The sequence below is a fragment of the Haemophilus haemolyticus genome, from assembly GCF_003490935.1.
In the GTDB taxonomy this organism is placed as follows: domain Bacteria; phylum Pseudomonadota; class Gammaproteobacteria; order Enterobacterales; family Pasteurellaceae; genus Haemophilus; species Haemophilus haemolyticus_M.
The window spans coordinates 77,323-94,396 of record NZ_QQGD01000001.1; the positions used below are offsets into that span (position 1 = coordinate 77,323).

The window sequence follows — 17,074 nt, forward strand, 5'->3', positions numbered from 1 at the left end:
AAATTTCACCGTATTTTTTATTCGCGAGATTTTGTTATTTTTTATCTGAAGGTTGTGCTCTGCCATAATTCGCACAAATAATCTGAGCAGCATTATAAAGCGTTGTATCAGGTGTTAAACTTAACGTATGTTTCTTTTGCTTTTTAGGCGCGGCACGCAAACCCTGTCCCCAAAACTCATCATAGAAATCAGTTCGCACTTGAGTTAAATGATAATTTGCACAATTCAAAATCTTATACTGACGAACAGAACGTGCATAACGTTTAGGCTCAGGATAAACATACAATCCCTTATCTAAATTCACCACTGCATCAAAATGCACAATTTGTGGCTCTTGATTATCCACCCAGATCGATTCACTATCGATGTAATAATTTATATTCTTCACCAAACGTACATATCCGCTTCGTACATCAGTCGGCGGTGTCAGTTTCACATCATTTTGTTCAGCCTTTTGAGTTTGAGCAGAACAGGCGGTAAGTAACCCAAGTGATAATGTTAAAATAATTTTTTTCATTATTTACTCCTTATGTTAGCTGACATTTATTCTAGAATTTTACAGTGTGTCCATAGCCTTCTAGAATCGTTTTAATATGCTCTAACGATTCTTTGGTTGGCGGTAATACATCTTCAAGCTCATAATCTAACCCAAGGGTTTTCCATTTATGCGCACCTAATCGATGATAAGGAAGAAGTTCAACTTTTTCAATATTGGTCATACCTTCAATAAACTGACCTAATAAATGCACATCGTGATCGCTATCGGTATAACCAGGAACCACAACATAACGAATCCATGTACGTTGATGACGTTTTTGCAAATATTTTGCAAATTCAAGAGTACGTTTATTTGGTACTCCAATAAGATTTTGATGAACTTGATCATTAAGCTCTTTTAAATCGAGTAAAACAAGATCTGTTACATCTAATAATTCATCAATAATATGATCATAATGACGTACAAAACCATTTGTATCTAAGCAAGTATTAATCCCCTCTACTTTACAAGCACGGAACCAATCACGCACGAATTCAGCTTGTAGCACAGCCTCGCCACCAGATGCAGTGACACCACCGCCAGTAGCATTCATAAAATGGCGATAAGTCACTACTTCTTTCATTAAATCTTCGACACTGATTTCTTTACCACCTTCAAGATCCCAAGTATCACGATTGTGGCAATATTTACAGCGCATCAAGCAGCCTTGCATAAATAAAATAAAACGAATACCTGGCCCATCTACAGTGCCACAGGATTCAAAAGAGTGAATTCGTCCAAGAACTGACATACATAAATTTCCTAAAACTAGATATAGCTAAATTTTACCAAAGATTTAGTTTATAAAAAATGAGCCTGATTTAAATCAGGCTCATAATTAAAATATATTTATCAAAGTGCGGTCATTATTCGCTGACTTTTTGAAAAGTTTGCACCACTGGTGCTTGTTCACAATACTCGACCAATACAGGTACAATTGAGGTAAAGTGTGGCGTTGCAAAATGTTGTTCTAAATCGGCTTTGCTTTTCCATTGCTCAATAAAAACATAATGATTAGCTTGTTCGCTATTTTGTTGTAATTCATAAGATACGCATCCTGTTTCTTGACGAGTATGCTTAATTAATTCTTGGCATTGGGTTAGAAAATCATTAATTTTGTCCGCTTTTACTGAAAATTGGGCAATAACTGTTAACATAATTTGCTCTCCTATATATAAAAATAAACCACTCACAAAACTAGTCTGTGAGTGGTTTATATTAAAACATAATTTTATTTACTTAGAAAGACTCAGTAAATGTACGGGTTACGACGTCTTGTTGTTGCTCTTTAGTTAAAGAGTTGAAACGTACGGCGTAACCAGATACACGGATGGTTAATTGTGGATATTTATCCGGATTTTCCATTGCATCTAACAACATTTCACGGTTTAACACGTTCACATTTAAGTGTTGACCACCCTCTACTGTTGCTTCGTGGTGGAAGTAACCATCCATTAAGCCAGCAAGATTGCGACGTTGTGCTTCTGCATCTTTACCTAACGCATTTGGTACGATTGAGAAGGTATAAGAAATACCATCTTTCGCATAAGCAAATGGAAGTTTAGCCACAGAAGTTAATGATGCTACCGCACCTTTTTGGTCACGACCGTGCATTGGGTTCGCACCTGGTCCGAATGGCGCACCAGCACGGCGACCATCTGGAGTATTACCAGTTTTCTTACCATAAACCACGTTAGAAGTAATGGTTAATACAGATTGTGTAGGCACTGCATTGCGGTAAGTTTTAAGTTTTTGAATTTTCTTCATGAAACGTTCAACTAAGTCACAAGCGATGTCATCAACACGGTTATCGTTGTTACCATATTGTGGATATTCACCTTCGATTTCAAAGTCGATTGCTACGTTAGTTGCAACAACATTGCCATCTTTATCTTTGATATCGCCACGAACTGGTTTAACTTTCGCATATTTGATTGCTGAAAGTGAGTCAGCCGCAACAGAAAGACCTGCGATACCACAAGCCATAGTACGGTATACATCACGATCATGTAATGCCATTAATGCTGCTTCGTATGAATATTTATCGTGCATATAGTGGATTACGTTTAAGGCAGTCACATATTGTTTTGCCAACCAATCCATAAAGCTGTCCATACGGGTCATTACTGTATCGAAATCTAATACTTCATCAGTAATTGGTGCAGTTTTCGGACCTACTTGCATACCTAATTTTTCATCGATACCGCCGTTGATTGCGTATAACAATGTTTTCGCTAAGTTTGCACGTGCACCGAAGAATTGCATTTGTTTACCCACAACCATTGGTGATACACAACATGCGATTGCGTAGTCATCATTGTTGAAGTCTGGACGCATTAAATCATCGTTTTCGTATTGAACGGATGAGGTATCAATCGATACTTTCGCACAGAAACGTTTGAAGTTTTCAGGTAATTGTTCAGACCAAAGAATCGTTAAGTTTGGCTCTGGAGAAGTACCCATGTTGTAAAGGGTATGTAAAATACGGAATGTATTTTTGGTTACTAATGTACGACCGTCTAACCCCATACCTGCGATGGTTTCAGTTGCCCACATTGGGTCACCAGAGAATAATTGATCGTATTCAGGAGTACGTAAGAAACGAACCATACGAAGTTTCATAACTAAGTGGTCAACTAGTTCTTGCGCTTCAGTTTCAGTAATTTTTCCTGCTTTTAAATCACGTTCGATGTACACGTCAATAAAGGTTGCGGTACGACCGAATGACATTGCCGCACCATTTTGTGATTTGATTGCAGCAAGATAAGCAAAGTACATCCATTGAATTGCTTCTTGAGCATTAGTTGCTGGGTTAGAAATATCATAACCATAGCTTGCAGCCATTTGTTTTAATTGGCCTAATGCGCGGTGTTGTTCTGCGATTTCTTCACGTAAACGAATTGTTGCTTCAAGATTTACGCCATCTTCTAAATCTTTTTGTAAAGAAGAGAATTGTGCGTATTTATCTTTCATTAAGAAGTCAACACCATAAAGCGCTACACGACGGTAGTCACCGATAATACGGCCACGACCATAAGCATCTGGAAGACCAGTTAATACACCAGATTTACGGCAACGTAAAATATCTGGCGTATAAACATCGAATACACCTTGGTTATGTGTTTTACGGTATTCAGTGAAGATTTTTTTCACTTTTGGATCAAGTTCACGACCATAAACTTTACAAGAACCTTCCACCATTTTGATACCGCCGAATGGCATAATGGCACGTTTTAAAGGTTCATCAGTTTGAAGACCAACGATTTTTTCTAAATCTTTGTTAATGTAACCTGGAGCGTGAGAAGTAATTGTTGAAGGCGTATGCTCGTCAAAATCTAATGGCGCATGTGTGCGGTTTTCAACTTTGATTCCTTCCATTACAGCCTCCCAAAGTTTTGTTGTCGCTTCAGTTGGACCTGCTAAGAAAGAATCATCACCTTCATACGGGGTGTAGTTCTTTTGGATAAAGTCACGTACATTGACATTTTCTTGCCAATTACCACCAGTAAAACCAGCCCACGCTAATTTTTGCGCTTCATTAAGTTCTGACATAGTCATTTCCTTTGTTAATTAATAAATAAGTAAATAAATCTTTAATGCGTTTTGGTTAAATAACGTTGGAATACACCCATGCAAATTGCCCCGCCGACAATATTTCCCAACGTTACGGGAATTAAATTCTTCACAATGAAATGATACAAATCTAAATCTGCGTATTTCATCGGATCAACGCCGATTTGTTGCCAAAATTCAGGAGTACTAAAATGTGCAGTAATAATTCCCATCGGAATCATAAACATATTAGCCACACAGTGTTCAAATCCTGACGCAACAAACAAACCAATCGGCATAATCATAATAAAAGCTTTGTCTGTAACAGTCTTACCAGAATAAGACATCCAAATCGCCACACATACCATAATGTTGCATAAAATACCTAGATTAAATGCTTCAAACCACGTGTGATGAATTTTATGTTGGGCGGTTGCAAGAATTGTTAAACCCCATTGGCCATTTGCTGCCATGGTTTGCCCCCCAAACCAAATCACTGCAGCAATAAATAAACCGCCCACAAAGTTACCTAAATATACGACAATCCAATTTCGGATCATTTGCGCTGTGGTTATCTTACCACCAACACGGGCAACTAAGGTTAAAGTAGAAGAGGTGAATAATTCAGATCCTAATATCACCACCATAATCACACCTAATGAGAATACTAACCCACCCACTAATTTGGTCAGCCCCCAAGGTGCTCCGGCACTAGCAGCTTGTGTTGTCGTGTAAAATACAAAAGCTAAAGCAATACAAGCTCCAGCACTAATGCCAGACATAAACGATAAAAATGGACGTTTATTTGCTTTATAAGTAGCTGTACTTTCTGCACAATCCGTTGCTTCAACAGGTGTGAGCGCAACAGAAGACAGTTTTTGAATTTCTGATGCCATAATCAAACTCCAAATATTAAAAAAGTTAATGAAAATTTAATACTTCTAATATGTTTACAACTTCAAATACTTCTACTACCAGGGACATTTTACTCTTTTAATTTTTCATTTCAAAGAAATGCTACGATTTATTCTAACAAAATTTGATATTTTGCAAGATTTTTTCAGATAAAATAACCATAACTCTTTAGTAATAGTTTTTAGGTAAAAAAATAACCGCACTTTTATCAAAAAAGACAAAAGTGCGGTTAGTTTTCTGATTATTTTAGTAATACTCCGGACATATTAAGGTACAAAATAATGAGGTATAAAATGGCTATCATTCCCTGTCACTGCAGTAAAATCTTCGCGTAGCCCCATACCACAAGCCACATCACCCACAACCCAAGAGCCGATAATTGGATACATTCCATCAAAACTCGGCAATTCAAATTTTTGTTGATAAACATAACCTGAATTACCATAAAACCTAGAGTGTTCGCTTCCTTTCGCTGCAAATTCTACGCCATTGTTTTTCTCATAATAGAATACATTGGCACCTTCTCGACCTAACAATGGTTTTTTCACCCACATTGATAAATCTTTTGGCAATTCGAAGGGCGTAAAATAAGCAGGCAATAAATTCGGATGATTAGGATAACGCGCCCAAAGTTTTGCCAATAGTGCTTTATTGCTTAACAACATTTTCCACGAAGGTTCAATAAATCGTGTTTGAGCGGTCGTAATATGACGAGCAAACTCAGAGTGGCCTAGCCATTCCAGCGGATACAATTTAAATAACATTTCAATAGGCTGATCATTTAAATCTACAAATTTTTCTGTTTCGCTGTTATAGCCAATATCTTCCACCGCTAATTGATGAATATTCCAACCTGCGTTATAAGCCACATCAGCTAAATAATCCACATTGCCCCAATCTTCACGGCCTGCATCTTGCATGGCACTCAAATGGAAATCTTTTTTACCACTTTGTTGTTTCAAAAATTGGAAATGTTTTATTAATTCTTCATGAATCCAGTTGAACTGATCACGGTGTTTTAAGCCCTCAATTTGTTCTAACCACTGCCATTGAACAACCGCGGCCTCCAACAAAGATGTTGGCGTATCGGCGTTATATTCAAACATTTTTAGGTTTTCGCCATCATAGCCAAAATCAAAGCGTCCATATAAATAAGGATCTTGATTACGCCAAGAGCTTTCAATAAGCTGTTTTTGCAACTCCGTAAAACGATAATTTTCATAATCGCCTTTTTTAATTTCATCTGCCGCAAAATCTAAACACATTGAATGTAATTCGTTAGTTGTATCCTCAATGAGATCAATTTCCGCTAAGGTAAATTCATAGGCGACATTATCAGACCAATAATGAGATCCATCACTGGAAGGCAAATTATAGTAATCAAATCCAACATTAAGTAGCTGTTGCACCATATCTGGTCGAGTAGGAAACCCGGTTACACGTTTCATTTAGCCCCCACTACTACGATTAGTATTATTGGGGCGACTAAAACCACCACGAGATACAGGTTTGCTATTCATGCTTCCTGCATTTCCTTTCACAAGCATTGGTTTTCCAACAGAACGATTTGTTTGCGGTTGCACAACTTGCCCTGTTGGTGTGGTGACAGCTCGATTTCCAGGATAATAGCTTGGGCCAAGGAAACTACTAATTGCACGAGCCGCTATATACCCCATAACGCCACCAGCAATCGCAGCCCCTAAAGAAGGATCGGTACTTTCAGCTTTTGCAGTTGATTCCGCATTATTCTCGCTTTGATTAGCTTGTGCATTATTTTCAGCTGGATTTTTTATCGCACTTTCTGCATTACCGTTATCACGAATATTTAAACCAAGCCCCTGCTGTGGTGTGGTTTCAGTTTTCTGAGTACTTTCAGTATTTTTATCTGCCTCACAAAGCTCAATTTTTTTCCAATCCGCTAAACAATCGTCTAAAGACTGATATACATCGCGTTGTACTTGTTCTTCTGAACAGCCTCCTAATAAGGCCACAATAGATAAGCTAACTAAAATCTGATTTTTCTTTTTCATTGTTCTCAATTTTTATCGAATGGTTTTCACGCCTAGCCATTGCTCGGCTTTTTTATTAGTAATTTCGTCACGAGTCCACATGCTCATTAAATCTGGTTGTGGATATTTATTGCTGTTATAGCCGACTAAACGGGCAAAATCAAATACAGCATGAGGATAGCCATTAATAAGCAACAAGGCTAAGTAGCCACTCTCATCCCAACAAATTTCAAGTTTACGAGCCTCATGATGATTAGAGGTTGAATCAACATTATACACATGCAACATATCAACTATCGGTTGAGCATTTTGACGCATATCAAGCGCATAAAAATAGCCTGTTTCACCGTCATCTTCAAACATCACTGCCAGGTGATCATGCACAATCGAGTGTGTACCTACTTGCTTTGGTTGACCGAGAAAGAGTTGATCTTCGAGGGTTAAGTGTAACATGGTATTTCCTATTGAATTGAAGTTTTTTAATGATGCTAATCACATATTGATATGATATTAATATCTCTATCTAATTCTATCTCTATATACTCAGCTGGTAGATCTGGTAAATTATATTCTTCAGGACTAAAATCACTTTTTCTAAGAGATATTATTGATAAGTTTGATTTTATATTGAAACTTATATCTGTGATACCATAAAGATAATCTAAAACACTGGCTTCTTTATAAAGACTAAACTCTTCTGCATATTCTATTTCTAGATATTTAAATAGATGATTACTAATTTTATTTTTGTTTTTATAAATTTGTTCAAACCATTTGTTACATTTAAAAGTAAAGAGGTTTGTTTCTTTATGGAATATTTTATTTATTCTATTTAATAATTTATGTTCAAATTCAATTTGATAAATCAACATAGAATTGATTTGGTATTCTTGGCAATTATACCTTTCACCTAATAGTACAGCAGAATTGATATCATTAGGTAATACATCAAACATAGATGTATTATCATCTATAGGAATTATTTGTAAATTTTTTCCATTAAATACAACATTCTCTAGAATTTCATCAGATAAAAATAATGCTTCTTTTCTAGTTTTTGCTAGTGCTAATTCATAAATATTATCTTCATATTCTTGTTGTATAAGATAAGTGGTAGCCCATTCGGTTAATACGGAAAAATCATTAATATTTCTTTCAACACAATAATATCTTCTGTATAGCTCTAGTTTTGCATTCATGATTTTTACTGAGTTTAATTAGTTAATCAGATAATATTTAGATAAAAATAGTAGGCAAGCTATTGCTTTGCAATTTAATAAAAAACACCGCACTTTTATACAAAGTGCGGTGAGATTTTACAGTAAATTCAGCGTGAATTACGCTTGACCTTTAACCGCTTTTAAGCCTGGGAATGCTGCTGGAGTACCTGCGCGTTCTAATGCTTCTTCAATACGAATTAATTGGTTGTATTTCGCAATACGGTCAGAACGGCTCATAGAACCAGTTTTGATTTGACCTGCTGCTGTACCAACCGCTAAATCAGCGATAGTCGCATCTTCGGTTTCACCTGAACGGTGAGAGATCACAGCGGTATAACCTGCATCTTTAGCCATTTTAATTGCTGCTAAAGTTTCAGTTAAAGAACCGATTTGGTTGAATTTGATTAAGATAGAGTTTGCGATACCTTTTTCGATACCTTCTTTTAAGATTTTGGTGTTAGTTACGAATAAGTCATCGCCCACTAATTGAACGCGGTCGCCTAACACTTTAGTTTGGTATGCAAAACCTTCCCAGTCAGATTCATCTTGACCATCTTCGATAGATACGATTGGGTATTGTTTGGTTAATTCTTCAAGATAGTGAGTGAACTCTTGAGAAGTGAATGAACGGCCTTCGCCTTTCATTTCATATTTGCCAGTTTCTTTGTTGTAGAACTCAGAAGATGCGCAGTCCATCGCTAAAGTCACGTCTTTACCTAATACATAACCTGCTTTTTCTACTGCTTCTTTGATACATGCTAAAGCGTCAGCATTAGATGCTAGGTTAGGCGCGAAACCACCTTCATCACCTACAGCAGTGCTCATGCCTTTAGATTTTAATACTTTTGCAAGGTTGTGGAATACTTCAGCACCGATACGAAGTGCTTCACGTAATGTTTTCGCACCAACTGGTTGAATCATGAATTCTTGGATATCCACGTTGTTATCTGCGTGCTCACCACCGTTGATGATGTTCATCATTGGTAATGGCATAGAGTAAACGCCTGGCGTGCCGTTTAATTCTGCAATGTAAGCGTAAAGTGGTAAACCTTTAGATGCTGCAGCTGCTTTTGCGTTTGCTAAAGATACCGCTAAGATTGCGTTTGCACCAAAGTTAGATTTGTTTTCGGTTCCGTCTAAATCGATCATGATTTGGTCGATTTCAGCTTGGTTAGACGCATCTTTACCAAGAATTGCTTCAGCAATTGGGCCATTTACTGCTGCTACAGCTTTTAATACGCCTTTACCTAAGAAACGAGATTTGTCACCATCGCGCAATTCTAATGCTTCGCGAGAACCAGTTGATGCACCAGATGGAGCTGCTGCTAAACCAACAAAACCACCTTCAAGATGAACTTCAGCTTCAACAGTTGGATTACCGCGTGAGTCGATGATTTCGCGACCAATCACTTTAACGATTTTTGCCATTTTTATTTTCCTCAATTAAGTTAATTAAAACGGGTTAGGCGAGCCTAAAACAGGCGATATAATAAAGCTATTTTGAGATTTTGTCTTGTAAAAAATGCGTATGCTTTGATCTTTATCTATTTTTACAAAATAAAAGAGCGGTGAAAAATTCGTTGTTTCTCACCGCTCTTTTTACTCTAATTTAATCCATTACTTCACAGATTGTTTGTGATTTTCATAAGCTGCTTTTACAAAGCCTGCAAACAATGGATGACCATCACGAGGCGTAGAAGTAAATTCTGGATGGAATTGGCAAGCGACAAACCAAGGATGATTTGGCACTTCGATAATTTCTACCAATTTTTTATCTGCAGATAAGCCAGTTACTTTCAATCCTGCTTTTTCAATTTGTGGAAGCAAGGTATTGTTCACTTCATAGCGATGACGATGACGCTCTTCAATGGTTTCTTTGCCATAAAGCTCGCGAGCACGACTACCAGACACCAAATGACATTGCTGTGCGCCTAAACGCATTGTTCCACCAAGATCTGATTCATCGGTACGCACTTCCGTATTACCATCCGCATCTTGCCATTCTGTGATTAATGCCACCACAGGTTGTTCACAATCTTTATCAAATTCAGATGAGTTGGCTTTAGTTAAACCCGCTACATTACGTGCATATTCAATCAACGCAATCTGCATACCTAAGCAAATGCCCAAGTAAGGAATTTTGTTTTCACGTGCATATTGTGCGGTACGAATTTTGCCTTCCACACCACGATAACCGAATCCACCTGGAACAAGAATACCATCAATGCCTTTTAACACTTCAACACCTTTGGTTTCAACATCTTGGGAATCAATATATTTAATGTTAACGCTTAAACGATTAGTTAAACCTGCATGTTTCAATGCTTCATTTACAGATTTATAGGCATCGGGTAACTCAGTATATTTACCCACCATACCAATGGTCACTTCACCCACTGGATTCGCTTGTTTGTAAAGCACTTGCTCCCATTCAGAAAGATCCGCTTCAGGGCAAGTTAAACGGAAACGTTCACAGACAAAATCATCTAAACCTTGAGATTTTAATAATGCTGGGATTTGATAAATCGAATTTACATCTTTTAATGAAATGACTGCGCGTTCTGAAACGTTACAGAATAAAGCAATTTTCGCACGCTCATTTGGCGGAATCATGCGATCGGAACGACAAATCAACACATCAGGTTGAATACCAATAGAAAGCAATTCTTTTACAGAATGTTGAGTTGGTTTAGTTTTTACTTCACCCGCCGTTGGAATATAAGGCACTAAAGTTAAGTGCATAAATAACGTATGTTCACGACCAACTTGAACGGCTAATTGACGTAATGCTTCTAAGAATGGGAGTGATTCAATATCCCCAACGGTACCGCCCACTTCAACAATCACAACATCGTGACCTTGAGCGCCTTCAATGACACGATCTTTAATTTCATTGGTGATATGTGGAATCACTTGAATTGTTGCACCAAGATAATCGCCACGACGCTCTTTACGTAATACTTCAGAATAAATTTTACCTGTAGTGAAATTATTACGTTTAGTCATTTTCGTGCGGATAAAACGCTCATAGTGACCTAAGTCTAAATCTGTTTCAGCGCCATCTTGAGTGACGAAAACTTCCCCATGTTGGGTTGGGCTCATCGTACCTGGATCCACATTAATATATGGATCTAATTTCATAATAGTTACGTTTAAACCACGAGCTTCTAAAATTGCCGCCAATGATGCTGCCGCAATGCCTTTACCTAACGATGAAACCACACCGCCAGTGACGAAAATATAATTTGTAGCCATAGGGAACCTAATCTGTATTGGGATATAAATGATTATAGCTAATCATCTTACAGACAAAATCAACCAAAAGTGCGGTCAAAAATCGAAGATAACTAGCTATCAAAGACGGGACGGTAGTTTACCTGATTTAGTCAATGAACTCAATTATAAAACCACAATTAGCATGTAAAGCCTTATTAGAAGATTTATCTATCCTCTAGGATGAAATCTTTCATGCAATCGTTTCAATCTCTCTTTTGCCACATGAGTATAAATCTGTGTTGTGGATAAATCTGTATGTCCTAACAACATTTGCACCACACGTAAATCCGCACCGTGATTCACTAAATGGGTGGCAAAAGCATGGCGAAGAACGTGAGGGGAAAGTGCATCAGCATCAATATCCGCGAGAATGGCATAATGTTTTACACGATGCCAGAAAGTTTGACGAGTCATTTGCTGTGCACGCTGACTTGGAAACACAATATCAGAACTCTGACCATTTAAGAGAACAGGGCGACCATAAAGCATAAATTGACGAACCCAATAGGCAGCTTCTTCCCCCATTGGCACAATACGCTCTTTATTCCCTTTACCAATTACTCGCACCACGCCTTGTTGCACGCTCATGTTTTCAATCGTCAGCGAAACTAACTCCGTTACACGAAGCCCAGTTGCATAAAGCAACTCTAACATTGCTTTATCGCGTAACTCCAAAGGGACTTCCATATCTGGCGTATTGAGCAAATCTGATACTTGTTGCTCAGTTAAATATTTTGGCAGGCGACTAGGTAATTTAGGCGAACTTAGCACCGCACTCGGATCATCCACTCGATATTTTTCCCGATATAAATATTGGAAAAGTTTACGCATTGCACTTAACATTCGCGCGGTGCTCGTAGCTTTGTAACCTTTCTCCAAGCGCTCACCTAGAAAACCTTGCAAATCAACAGCATCTAAGGTTTCCAAAGACAAGTCATTTTTATCCAACCAATCACAAAGTGCGGTTAAATCTAAACGATAAGATTGAACGGTATTTTCTGAAAGCCCTTTTTCAATCCAATATTCGTTAAGAAACAAATCAATGAGCGCAAGATTTTTCATATTACTTTTCTACAAGACAAGCGATGCGTCCTATTTATGCTGAACAATTAAAAAGGCATTTAACTTGCGTGGAATCACAAAAAATGCAGCCGCCGCGATGATACTCATAAATACAAATGTCATCGCTGGCGAAGTCGGATAAATCATACCAGCAACCGCGGTGAAAATGGCAATGAGTACCCCATTCGATAAACCATTATACAAACCTTGCAACTTCGCAATATGGCTTTGCGGCTGAGTGGTGATATAGCGAACAATCGCATAATGGCACACGGCATAAGTCAAACTATGCATAAGTTGCAATAAGAATATCAACCAAAAATCTTCAATATATCCCATTACAGCCCAGCGTCCGATGCACGCAAGCGCAGAAATATAAAGCAGCACACTGATAGAAATATTTTGAAATAAGCGACGAGAGAAGAAAAATAATACAATTTCTGCCAATACCCCAATTCCCCAAAGTAAGCTCGTTTGAGAAACGGAGATCCCAATGCTTGTCCAATAAATTGTGCTATAAACATAATAAGCCGCATGAGAGCCTTGAATGAGCCCTACTGCTATCATGACTCGCAATGTAATAGGATTTTTCAGTAAAGCAATAAACCCAATATTATTTTGAGCGCCACCTTCAGGTATTTCATCTTTTGGGGGAATGGTCGGTTTTAAAAGCTGAATGATAGTATAGAAGGATAAAAGTGCGGTTAAAATCCACACGATATTTTGCTCGCCAACCCAGCCAATCATGCCACCAAACACCACTACGCCAAGGATAAAGGCAGAAGAGCCAATTAAACGCACTTTGCCGTAATCCAAGCCGATTTGGCGTTGCCAAGTGGATGCCAAAGAATCCCCAATCGGCATTCCCGCTGAATTCACAGAAGCATACAAACCGATAGCAATAAACAACAACCAAAAATTATGCGCAACTAAACTCATAGCCGCCATAATAATGGCCGATGCTAACGCCAATAGGCGTAAGGAACTAATAATATGATTGGCTTTTTTAATTAACGATGAAAAAAATAATCCGCCCGCAAATCGGAAAATATAAGCACTCCCAATCACCAGACCAATCATTTCTTCACCATATTGTTGAGATTTCAACCATGCTGGGAAAAACGGCAAAAACACACCATAAGCGCAGTAGTAACCTAGAAAGCTCAGTGCGAGCCAATAAAAAGGACGAACTTGCATCAGAATAAAGTTTCCATTTCTTGTGAACGAGACAAACAAGCCTGCATAGCTTGCTCTATTGTTTGATTAAAATGTTGAGCGTCAAATACCGCTAATGCCGCCGCAGTAGTGCCCCCTTTCGAGGTAACATTTTCACGCAAAGTTGAAAGTGCAATTTGAGGATTTTCTGTCACCATTTTTGCTGCACCAAGCATAGATTGCTGCACTAATTCACGCGCTGTTTTTTCATCTATATTCATTTTGATTAAGGCTTGCTGCATCGCTTCCAGCATCAAAAAGAAATAGGCTGGGCTACTTCCTGACGCGGCAGTGACTGCGTGCATTTGAGTTTCATCATCCACCCAAACCGTTCTTCCCACAGCTCCCAATAAATCTTGTGAAAAAGTGCGGTAATTTTCACTCGTATTTTTCGGTGCAAATAACCCCGCCATACCTTCCCCCACCAATGCGGGCGTATTTGGCATGACACGTACTATCGATTTTATACTTGGAATTAATGCGTTCAAGCGTTCAGTTGAAATGCCCGCAGCAATGGAAATTAATAATTTATCGGAAAAATCCACCGCACTTAGTGGAGAACAAACTTCAGCCATCATTTGAGGTTTTACCGCAAGCAATACAACTTCTGCTTTGATTACACTTTCCACATTATTTTCTGAAGTTGCCACGCCAAGATTAGCAAAAAATGCTCTTTTTTCCTCATTCGGGTCATTCACAATAATTTGCTCGGCAGGATAACCTTGTTTCAATAATCCCAAAATAATAGCCTGCGCCATATTTCCGCCGCCAATAAAGGCAATCAATTTGTGTTGCATCGTTTTTCCTACTTTTATGGGCTATAATGCTGCACATTCTACCCTATATTGAAGGAAGTGTTACGATGTGGTTTAAAAATTTAATGACTTATAGACTGACTAAACCGCTAGATTGGGATCTTGCACAGCTACAAACTCAACTGGAAGATTGTCAATTCCACCCTTGCGGTGCTCAAGATCAAAGTAAATTTGGCTGGTCAGCCCCATTACGAGGCTCTGATTTACTCTATTTTTCTGTAGGAAAGCAAATTCTATTAATCGCCAAAAAAGAAGAAAAAATCTTGCCGGCAAATGTGGTTAAACGTGAACTTGATGAACGCATTGAAAACCTTGAACAAAAAGAAAATCGCAAACTTAAAAAGGTAGAAAAACAAACATTAAAAGATGATGTTGTTATGAATTTATTACCTCGTGCGTTTAGTAAAAATCAGCATACAGCACTGTGGATTGATACGGAAAATAATCTTGTTCATGTTGATGCCGCATCAAGTAAACGTGCGGAAGATGCGCTCGCATTACTGCGCAAATCCTTAGGTTCGCTCCCTGTCGTGCCTTTAGCCTTTGCTAATGAACCCAGCACGATTTTAACCAATTGGATCGTTCAAGATACTTTACCGCATTGGTTAATTGTATTGGAAGAAGCCGAGCTTCGTGGCAGTCAGGAAGACAGCGTTATCCGTTGCAAAAAACAACCTTTAGAAAATGAAGAAATTCTCGCCCTTCTGCAAGATGGTAAAAAAGTAGTAAGTAAATTATCCTTAGAATGGGAAGATACCTTAACTTTCGTTTTTAACGAGGATTGCACCCTTAAACGTTTAAAATTTGCAGATAGTGTACGCGAAAAAAATGATGATATTCTGAAAGAAGATTTTGCACAGCGTTTCGATGCAGATTTTGTACTGATGACTGGTATTTTAGCCAAACTCACCGAAAATTTATTAGATGAATTTGGTGGCGAAAAAACTAGACTGTAAAATCATATTACAAATTTACCGCACTTTTGATTAAACAATGCTTGCCTAGACAGACAGAGGTTAAATCAAGCATAGACAAAAGCCTTTCCAAAATCTTAGGAAAGGCTTTCTTATCATTAAATTATTGTTCAGTATTTGAGTTGCTTGGCTTACGTCGTTTTCCGATATTTTTCGTATCCTTATGACGTAATTTTACTTTTTTCTTCGTCTCTGTTTTTTTCTTTTCTTCACGTTTTTCTTTAATACGTGCCTTTTGTTTTTTGCTGACAGATTTCACTTCACCATCTTTTGGTGGCTTAGTGCGAGGTTCTAAACCTTCTAAAACGCGCGCCTTTAAAATTTCCTCGGTATAGCGTTTGATTTTACCTAGTAACTTGTAATCATGGGCTTCGACAAAAGAGACCGCCGTGCCCTTTTTACCTGCTCGCGCTGTACGTCCAATTCGATGCAAATAAGTATCCGCACTATACGGCAAATCAAAATTCATTACATGGCTTACATCGTCAATATCAATACCACGCGCAGCCACATCCGTTGCAACCAATACCGTCACAATACCTGATTTCAATTTATCAATCGCATTATTACGTTGAGTTTGTGCCATTTCACCTTCTAAATACGCGGAACGAATGCCTCGTTTACGCAATGTTTCAGAAAGCTCACGCGCATCTTCACGACGACGAACAAACACAATTCCACGGGTCACTTCTTCAGTTTCAATAAAACGCGCGAGCAATTTGATTTTGTGTTCATTGCTGTCTGCGTGATAATACCATTGATTAATTTTTTTTCTCTCTCGACGGCTTGGTTCAGCATCCACTTTCACAGGATCATTCAATAAACGCTCCGCGAAATCGACCAACAACTCCCCTTCCAATGTCGCAGAAAACAACAAGGTTTGTTTTCGCCAACGGGTTTCAGCCGCAATTTTTTCTGCATCTTGCCCAAATCCCATTTGCAACATTCTATCGGCTTCGTCAAAAATCAGCATTTCAACGGAACGGCAATCAAAATTTTCCTCCTTAATGTATTGCAATAAACGACCAGGCGTAGCCACCACCAAATCTTGATTGGTATTGAATACATCGCCGTGATTTTGATACGCCACACCACCTGTAATTGTCGCAATATTTAAATGGGTGAACTGTGCTAATTCTTCCGCTTGTTCTGCCACTTGCATTGCCAGTTCACGGGTTGGTGTTAATACCAAAATACGCGGCGGACCTGGTTTACGACGCGGATAATCCAATAAATGTTGTAGCGCAGGTAATAAAAAAGCAGCCGTTTTCCCTGTTCCCGTTGGTGCAGAGCCTAATACATCACGCTCTTCCATTGCTGCTGGAATGGCTTCCATTTGAATAGCTGTTGGGCGATAATAACCTTTTTTCTCAAGCGCCTTTAAAAGCTCAGGAGAAAGATCGAATTGTTCAAATTGGGATAAATTCATTATTGTGCGGTTCTTTGTTAAAATTAGCGCGAATTATACCTGAAATTAGGGGCAATTTACGAAAAATTT

17 protein-coding genes are annotated in these 17,074 nt (G+C 38.3%); 2 read left to right on the plus strand and 15 right to left on the minus strand.

From position 1 onward, the window contains the following. Positions 1–34 precede the first annotated feature (34 nt). The 11 genes from DV417_RS00470 to pyrG all read right to left on the minus strand — a co-directional run bounded on the left by DV417_RS00470 (position 35) and on the right by pyrG (position 11,489). A complete protein-coding gene (locus DV417_RS00470) occupies positions 35–517 on the minus strand; it encodes a surface-adhesin E family protein (RefSeq protein ID WP_118877918.1) in 483 nt (160 codons plus the stop codon). A gap of 31 nt (positions 518–548) precedes the next feature. Then, on the minus strand, positions 549–1,289 hold the full coding sequence (gene pflA, locus DV417_RS00475) for a pyruvate formate lyase 1-activating protein (protein ID WP_118877919.1): 741 nt from the start codon (positions 1,287–1,289) through the stop codon (positions 549–551). A 115-nt stretch (positions 1,290–1,404) separates the two neighbouring features. Then, positions 1,405–1,695 (minus strand): putative quinol monooxygenase, encoded by a 291-nt coding sequence (locus DV417_RS00480; protein WP_005636456.1) that lies wholly within the window; start codon positions 1,693–1,695, stop codon positions 1,405–1,407. 82 nt (positions 1,696–1,777) lie between these two features. Further along, positions 1,778–4,090, minus strand: coding sequence for a formate C-acetyltransferase (gene pflB / locus DV417_RS00485; RefSeq protein ID WP_065250317.1), 2,313 nt, complete (start codon positions 4,088–4,090; stop codon positions 1,778–1,780). Between the two features lie 41 nt (positions 4,091–4,131). Next, on the minus strand, positions 4,132–4,986 hold the full coding sequence (focA, locus tag DV417_RS00490; protein ID WP_048954196.1) for a formate transporter FocA: 855 nt from the start codon (positions 4,984–4,986) through the stop codon (positions 4,132–4,134). Between the two features lie 285 nt (positions 4,987–5,271). Further along, positions 5,272–6,453, minus strand: a complete 1,182-nt coding sequence (locus DV417_RS00495; RefSeq protein WP_118877920.1) for a glutathionylspermidine synthase family protein — start codon at positions 6,451–6,453, stop codon at positions 5,272–5,274. Beyond that, positions 6,454–7,035, minus strand: a complete 582-nt coding sequence (locus tag DV417_RS00500) for a DUF1190 domain-containing protein (protein ID WP_118877921.1) — start codon at positions 7,033–7,035, stop codon at positions 6,454–6,456. Between the two features lie 12 nt (positions 7,036–7,047). Next, entirely contained in the window at positions 7,048–7,467 is a 420-nt protein-coding gene (locus DV417_RS00505) for a DUF2251 domain-containing protein (protein ID WP_118877922.1), read from the minus strand. 35 nt (positions 7,468–7,502) lie between these two features. Further along, the gene (locus DV417_RS00510) at positions 7,503–8,213 is read right to left on the minus strand and encodes a hypothetical protein (RefSeq protein WP_114891482.1); all 711 of its coding nucleotides are present in this window, start codon (positions 8,211–8,213) and stop codon (positions 7,503–7,505) included. Between the two features lie 138 nt (positions 8,214–8,351). After that, positions 8,352–9,662 carry a phosphopyruvate hydratase gene (gene eno / locus DV417_RS00515; protein ID WP_005635098.1) on the minus strand — a complete coding sequence of 437 codons (1,311 nt, stop codon included), beginning with the start codon at positions 9,660–9,662 and terminating at the stop codon, positions 8,352–8,354. A 189-nt stretch (positions 9,663–9,851) separates the two neighbouring features. Next, positions 9,852–11,489 carry a glutamine hydrolyzing CTP synthase gene (gene pyrG / locus DV417_RS00520; protein ID WP_118877923.1) on the minus strand — a complete coding sequence of 546 codons (1,638 nt, stop codon included), beginning with the start codon at positions 11,487–11,489 and terminating at the stop codon, positions 9,852–9,854. 28 nt (positions 11,490–11,517) lie between these two features. On the opposite strand from pyrG, the gene DV417_RS09385 reads away from it, so the two are divergent. Beyond that, positions 11,518–11,658, plus strand: a complete 141-nt coding sequence (locus DV417_RS09385; protein ID WP_192878517.1) for a hypothetical protein — start codon at positions 11,518–11,520, stop codon at positions 11,656–11,658. Between the two features lie 20 nt (positions 11,659–11,678). On the opposite strand, the gene xerD is transcribed toward DV417_RS09385, so the two are convergent. The 3 genes from xerD to proC are packed head-to-tail and all read right to left on the minus strand — an operon-like array spanning position 11,679 to position 14,584. Continuing rightward, positions 11,679–12,572 (minus strand): site-specific tyrosine recombinase XerD, encoded by an 894-nt coding sequence (gene xerD / locus DV417_RS00525; protein ID WP_118775396.1) that lies wholly within the window; start codon positions 12,570–12,572, stop codon positions 11,679–11,681. Between the two features lie 30 nt (positions 12,573–12,602). Beyond that, entirely contained in the window at positions 12,603–13,769 is a 1,167-nt protein-coding gene (locus DV417_RS00530) for a 3-phenylpropionate MFS transporter (RefSeq protein WP_118877924.1), read from the minus strand. Next, entirely contained in the window at positions 13,769–14,584 is an 816-nt protein-coding gene (gene proC / locus DV417_RS00535) for a pyrroline-5-carboxylate reductase (protein ID WP_118877925.1), read from the minus strand. Before proC ends, DV417_RS00530 begins: the two co-directional genes overlap by 1 nt. A 65-nt stretch (positions 14,585–14,649) precedes the next feature. Here proC and rdgC point away from each other — a divergent pair, with 65 nt between their 5' ends. Further along, the gene (gene rdgC / locus DV417_RS00540) at positions 14,650–15,558 is read left to right on the plus strand and encodes a recombination-associated protein RdgC (protein WP_118877926.1); all 909 of its coding nucleotides are present in this window, start codon (positions 14,650–14,652) and stop codon (positions 15,556–15,558) included. Positions 15,559–15,679: 121 nt separating this feature from the next. On the opposite strand, the gene srmB is transcribed toward rdgC, so the two are convergent. After that, a complete protein-coding gene (srmB, locus tag DV417_RS00545; protein WP_118877927.1) occupies positions 15,680–17,005 on the minus strand; it encodes an ATP-dependent RNA helicase SrmB in 1,326 nt (441 codons plus the stop codon). Positions 17,006–17,074 lie beyond the last annotated feature (69 nt).

Coding starts and splice junctions, on each gene's coding strand:
- DV417_RS09385 (WP_192878517.1), top strand. CDS start 11,518: ATGATTATAGCTAATCATCTTACAGACAAAATCAACCAAAAGTGCGGT.
- proC (WP_118877925.1), bottom strand. CDS start 14,584: ATGCAACACAAATTGATTGCCTTTATTGGCGGCGGAAATATGGCGCAG.
- DV417_RS00470 (WP_118877918.1), bottom strand. CDS start 517: ATGAAAAAAATTATTTTAACATTATCACTTGGGTTACTTACCGCCTGT.
- xerD (WP_118775396.1), bottom strand. CDS start 12,572: ATGAAAAATCTTGCGCTCATTGATTTGTTTCTTAACGAATATTGGATT.
- DV417_RS00500 (WP_118877921.1), bottom strand. CDS start 7,035: ATGAAAAAGAAAAATCAGATTTTAGTTAGCTTATCTATTGTGGCCTTA.
- eno (WP_005635098.1), bottom strand. CDS start 9,662: ATGGCAAAAATCGTTAAAGTGATTGGTCGCGAAATCATCGACTCACGC.
- pflB (WP_065250317.1), bottom strand. CDS start 4,090: ATGTCAGAACTTAATGAAGCGCAAAAATTAGCGTGGGCTGGTTTTACT.
- DV417_RS00495 (WP_118877920.1), bottom strand. CDS start 6,453: ATGAAACGTGTAACCGGGTTTCCTACTCGACCAGATATGGTGCAACAG.
- DV417_RS00510 (WP_114891482.1), bottom strand. CDS start 8,213: ATGAATGCAAAACTAGAGCTATACAGAAGATATTATTGTGTTGAAAGA.
- rdgC (WP_118877926.1), top strand. CDS start 14,650: ATGTGGTTTAAAAATTTAATGACTTATAGACTGACTAAACCGCTAGAT.
- focA (WP_048954196.1), bottom strand. CDS start 4,986: ATGGCATCAGAAATTCAAAAACTGTCTTCTGTTGCGCTCACACCTGTT.
- srmB (WP_118877927.1), bottom strand. CDS start 17,005: ATGAATTTATCCCAATTTGAACAATTCGATCTTTCTCCTGAGCTTTTA.
- DV417_RS00530 (WP_118877924.1), bottom strand. CDS start 13,769: ATGCAAGTTCGTCCTTTTTATTGGCTCGCACTGAGCTTTCTAGGTTAC.
- DV417_RS00480 (WP_005636456.1), bottom strand. CDS start 1,695: ATGTTAACAGTTATTGCCCAATTTTCAGTAAAAGCGGACAAAATTAAT.
- DV417_RS00505 (WP_118877922.1), bottom strand. CDS start 7,467: ATGTTACACTTAACCCTCGAAGATCAACTCTTTCTCGGTCAACCAAAG.
- pyrG (WP_118877923.1), bottom strand. CDS start 11,489: ATGGCTACAAATTATATTTTCGTCACTGGCGGTGTGGTTTCATCGTTA.
- pflA (WP_118877919.1), bottom strand. CDS start 1,289: ATGTCAGTTCTTGGACGAATTCACTCTTTTGAATCCTGTGGCACTGTA.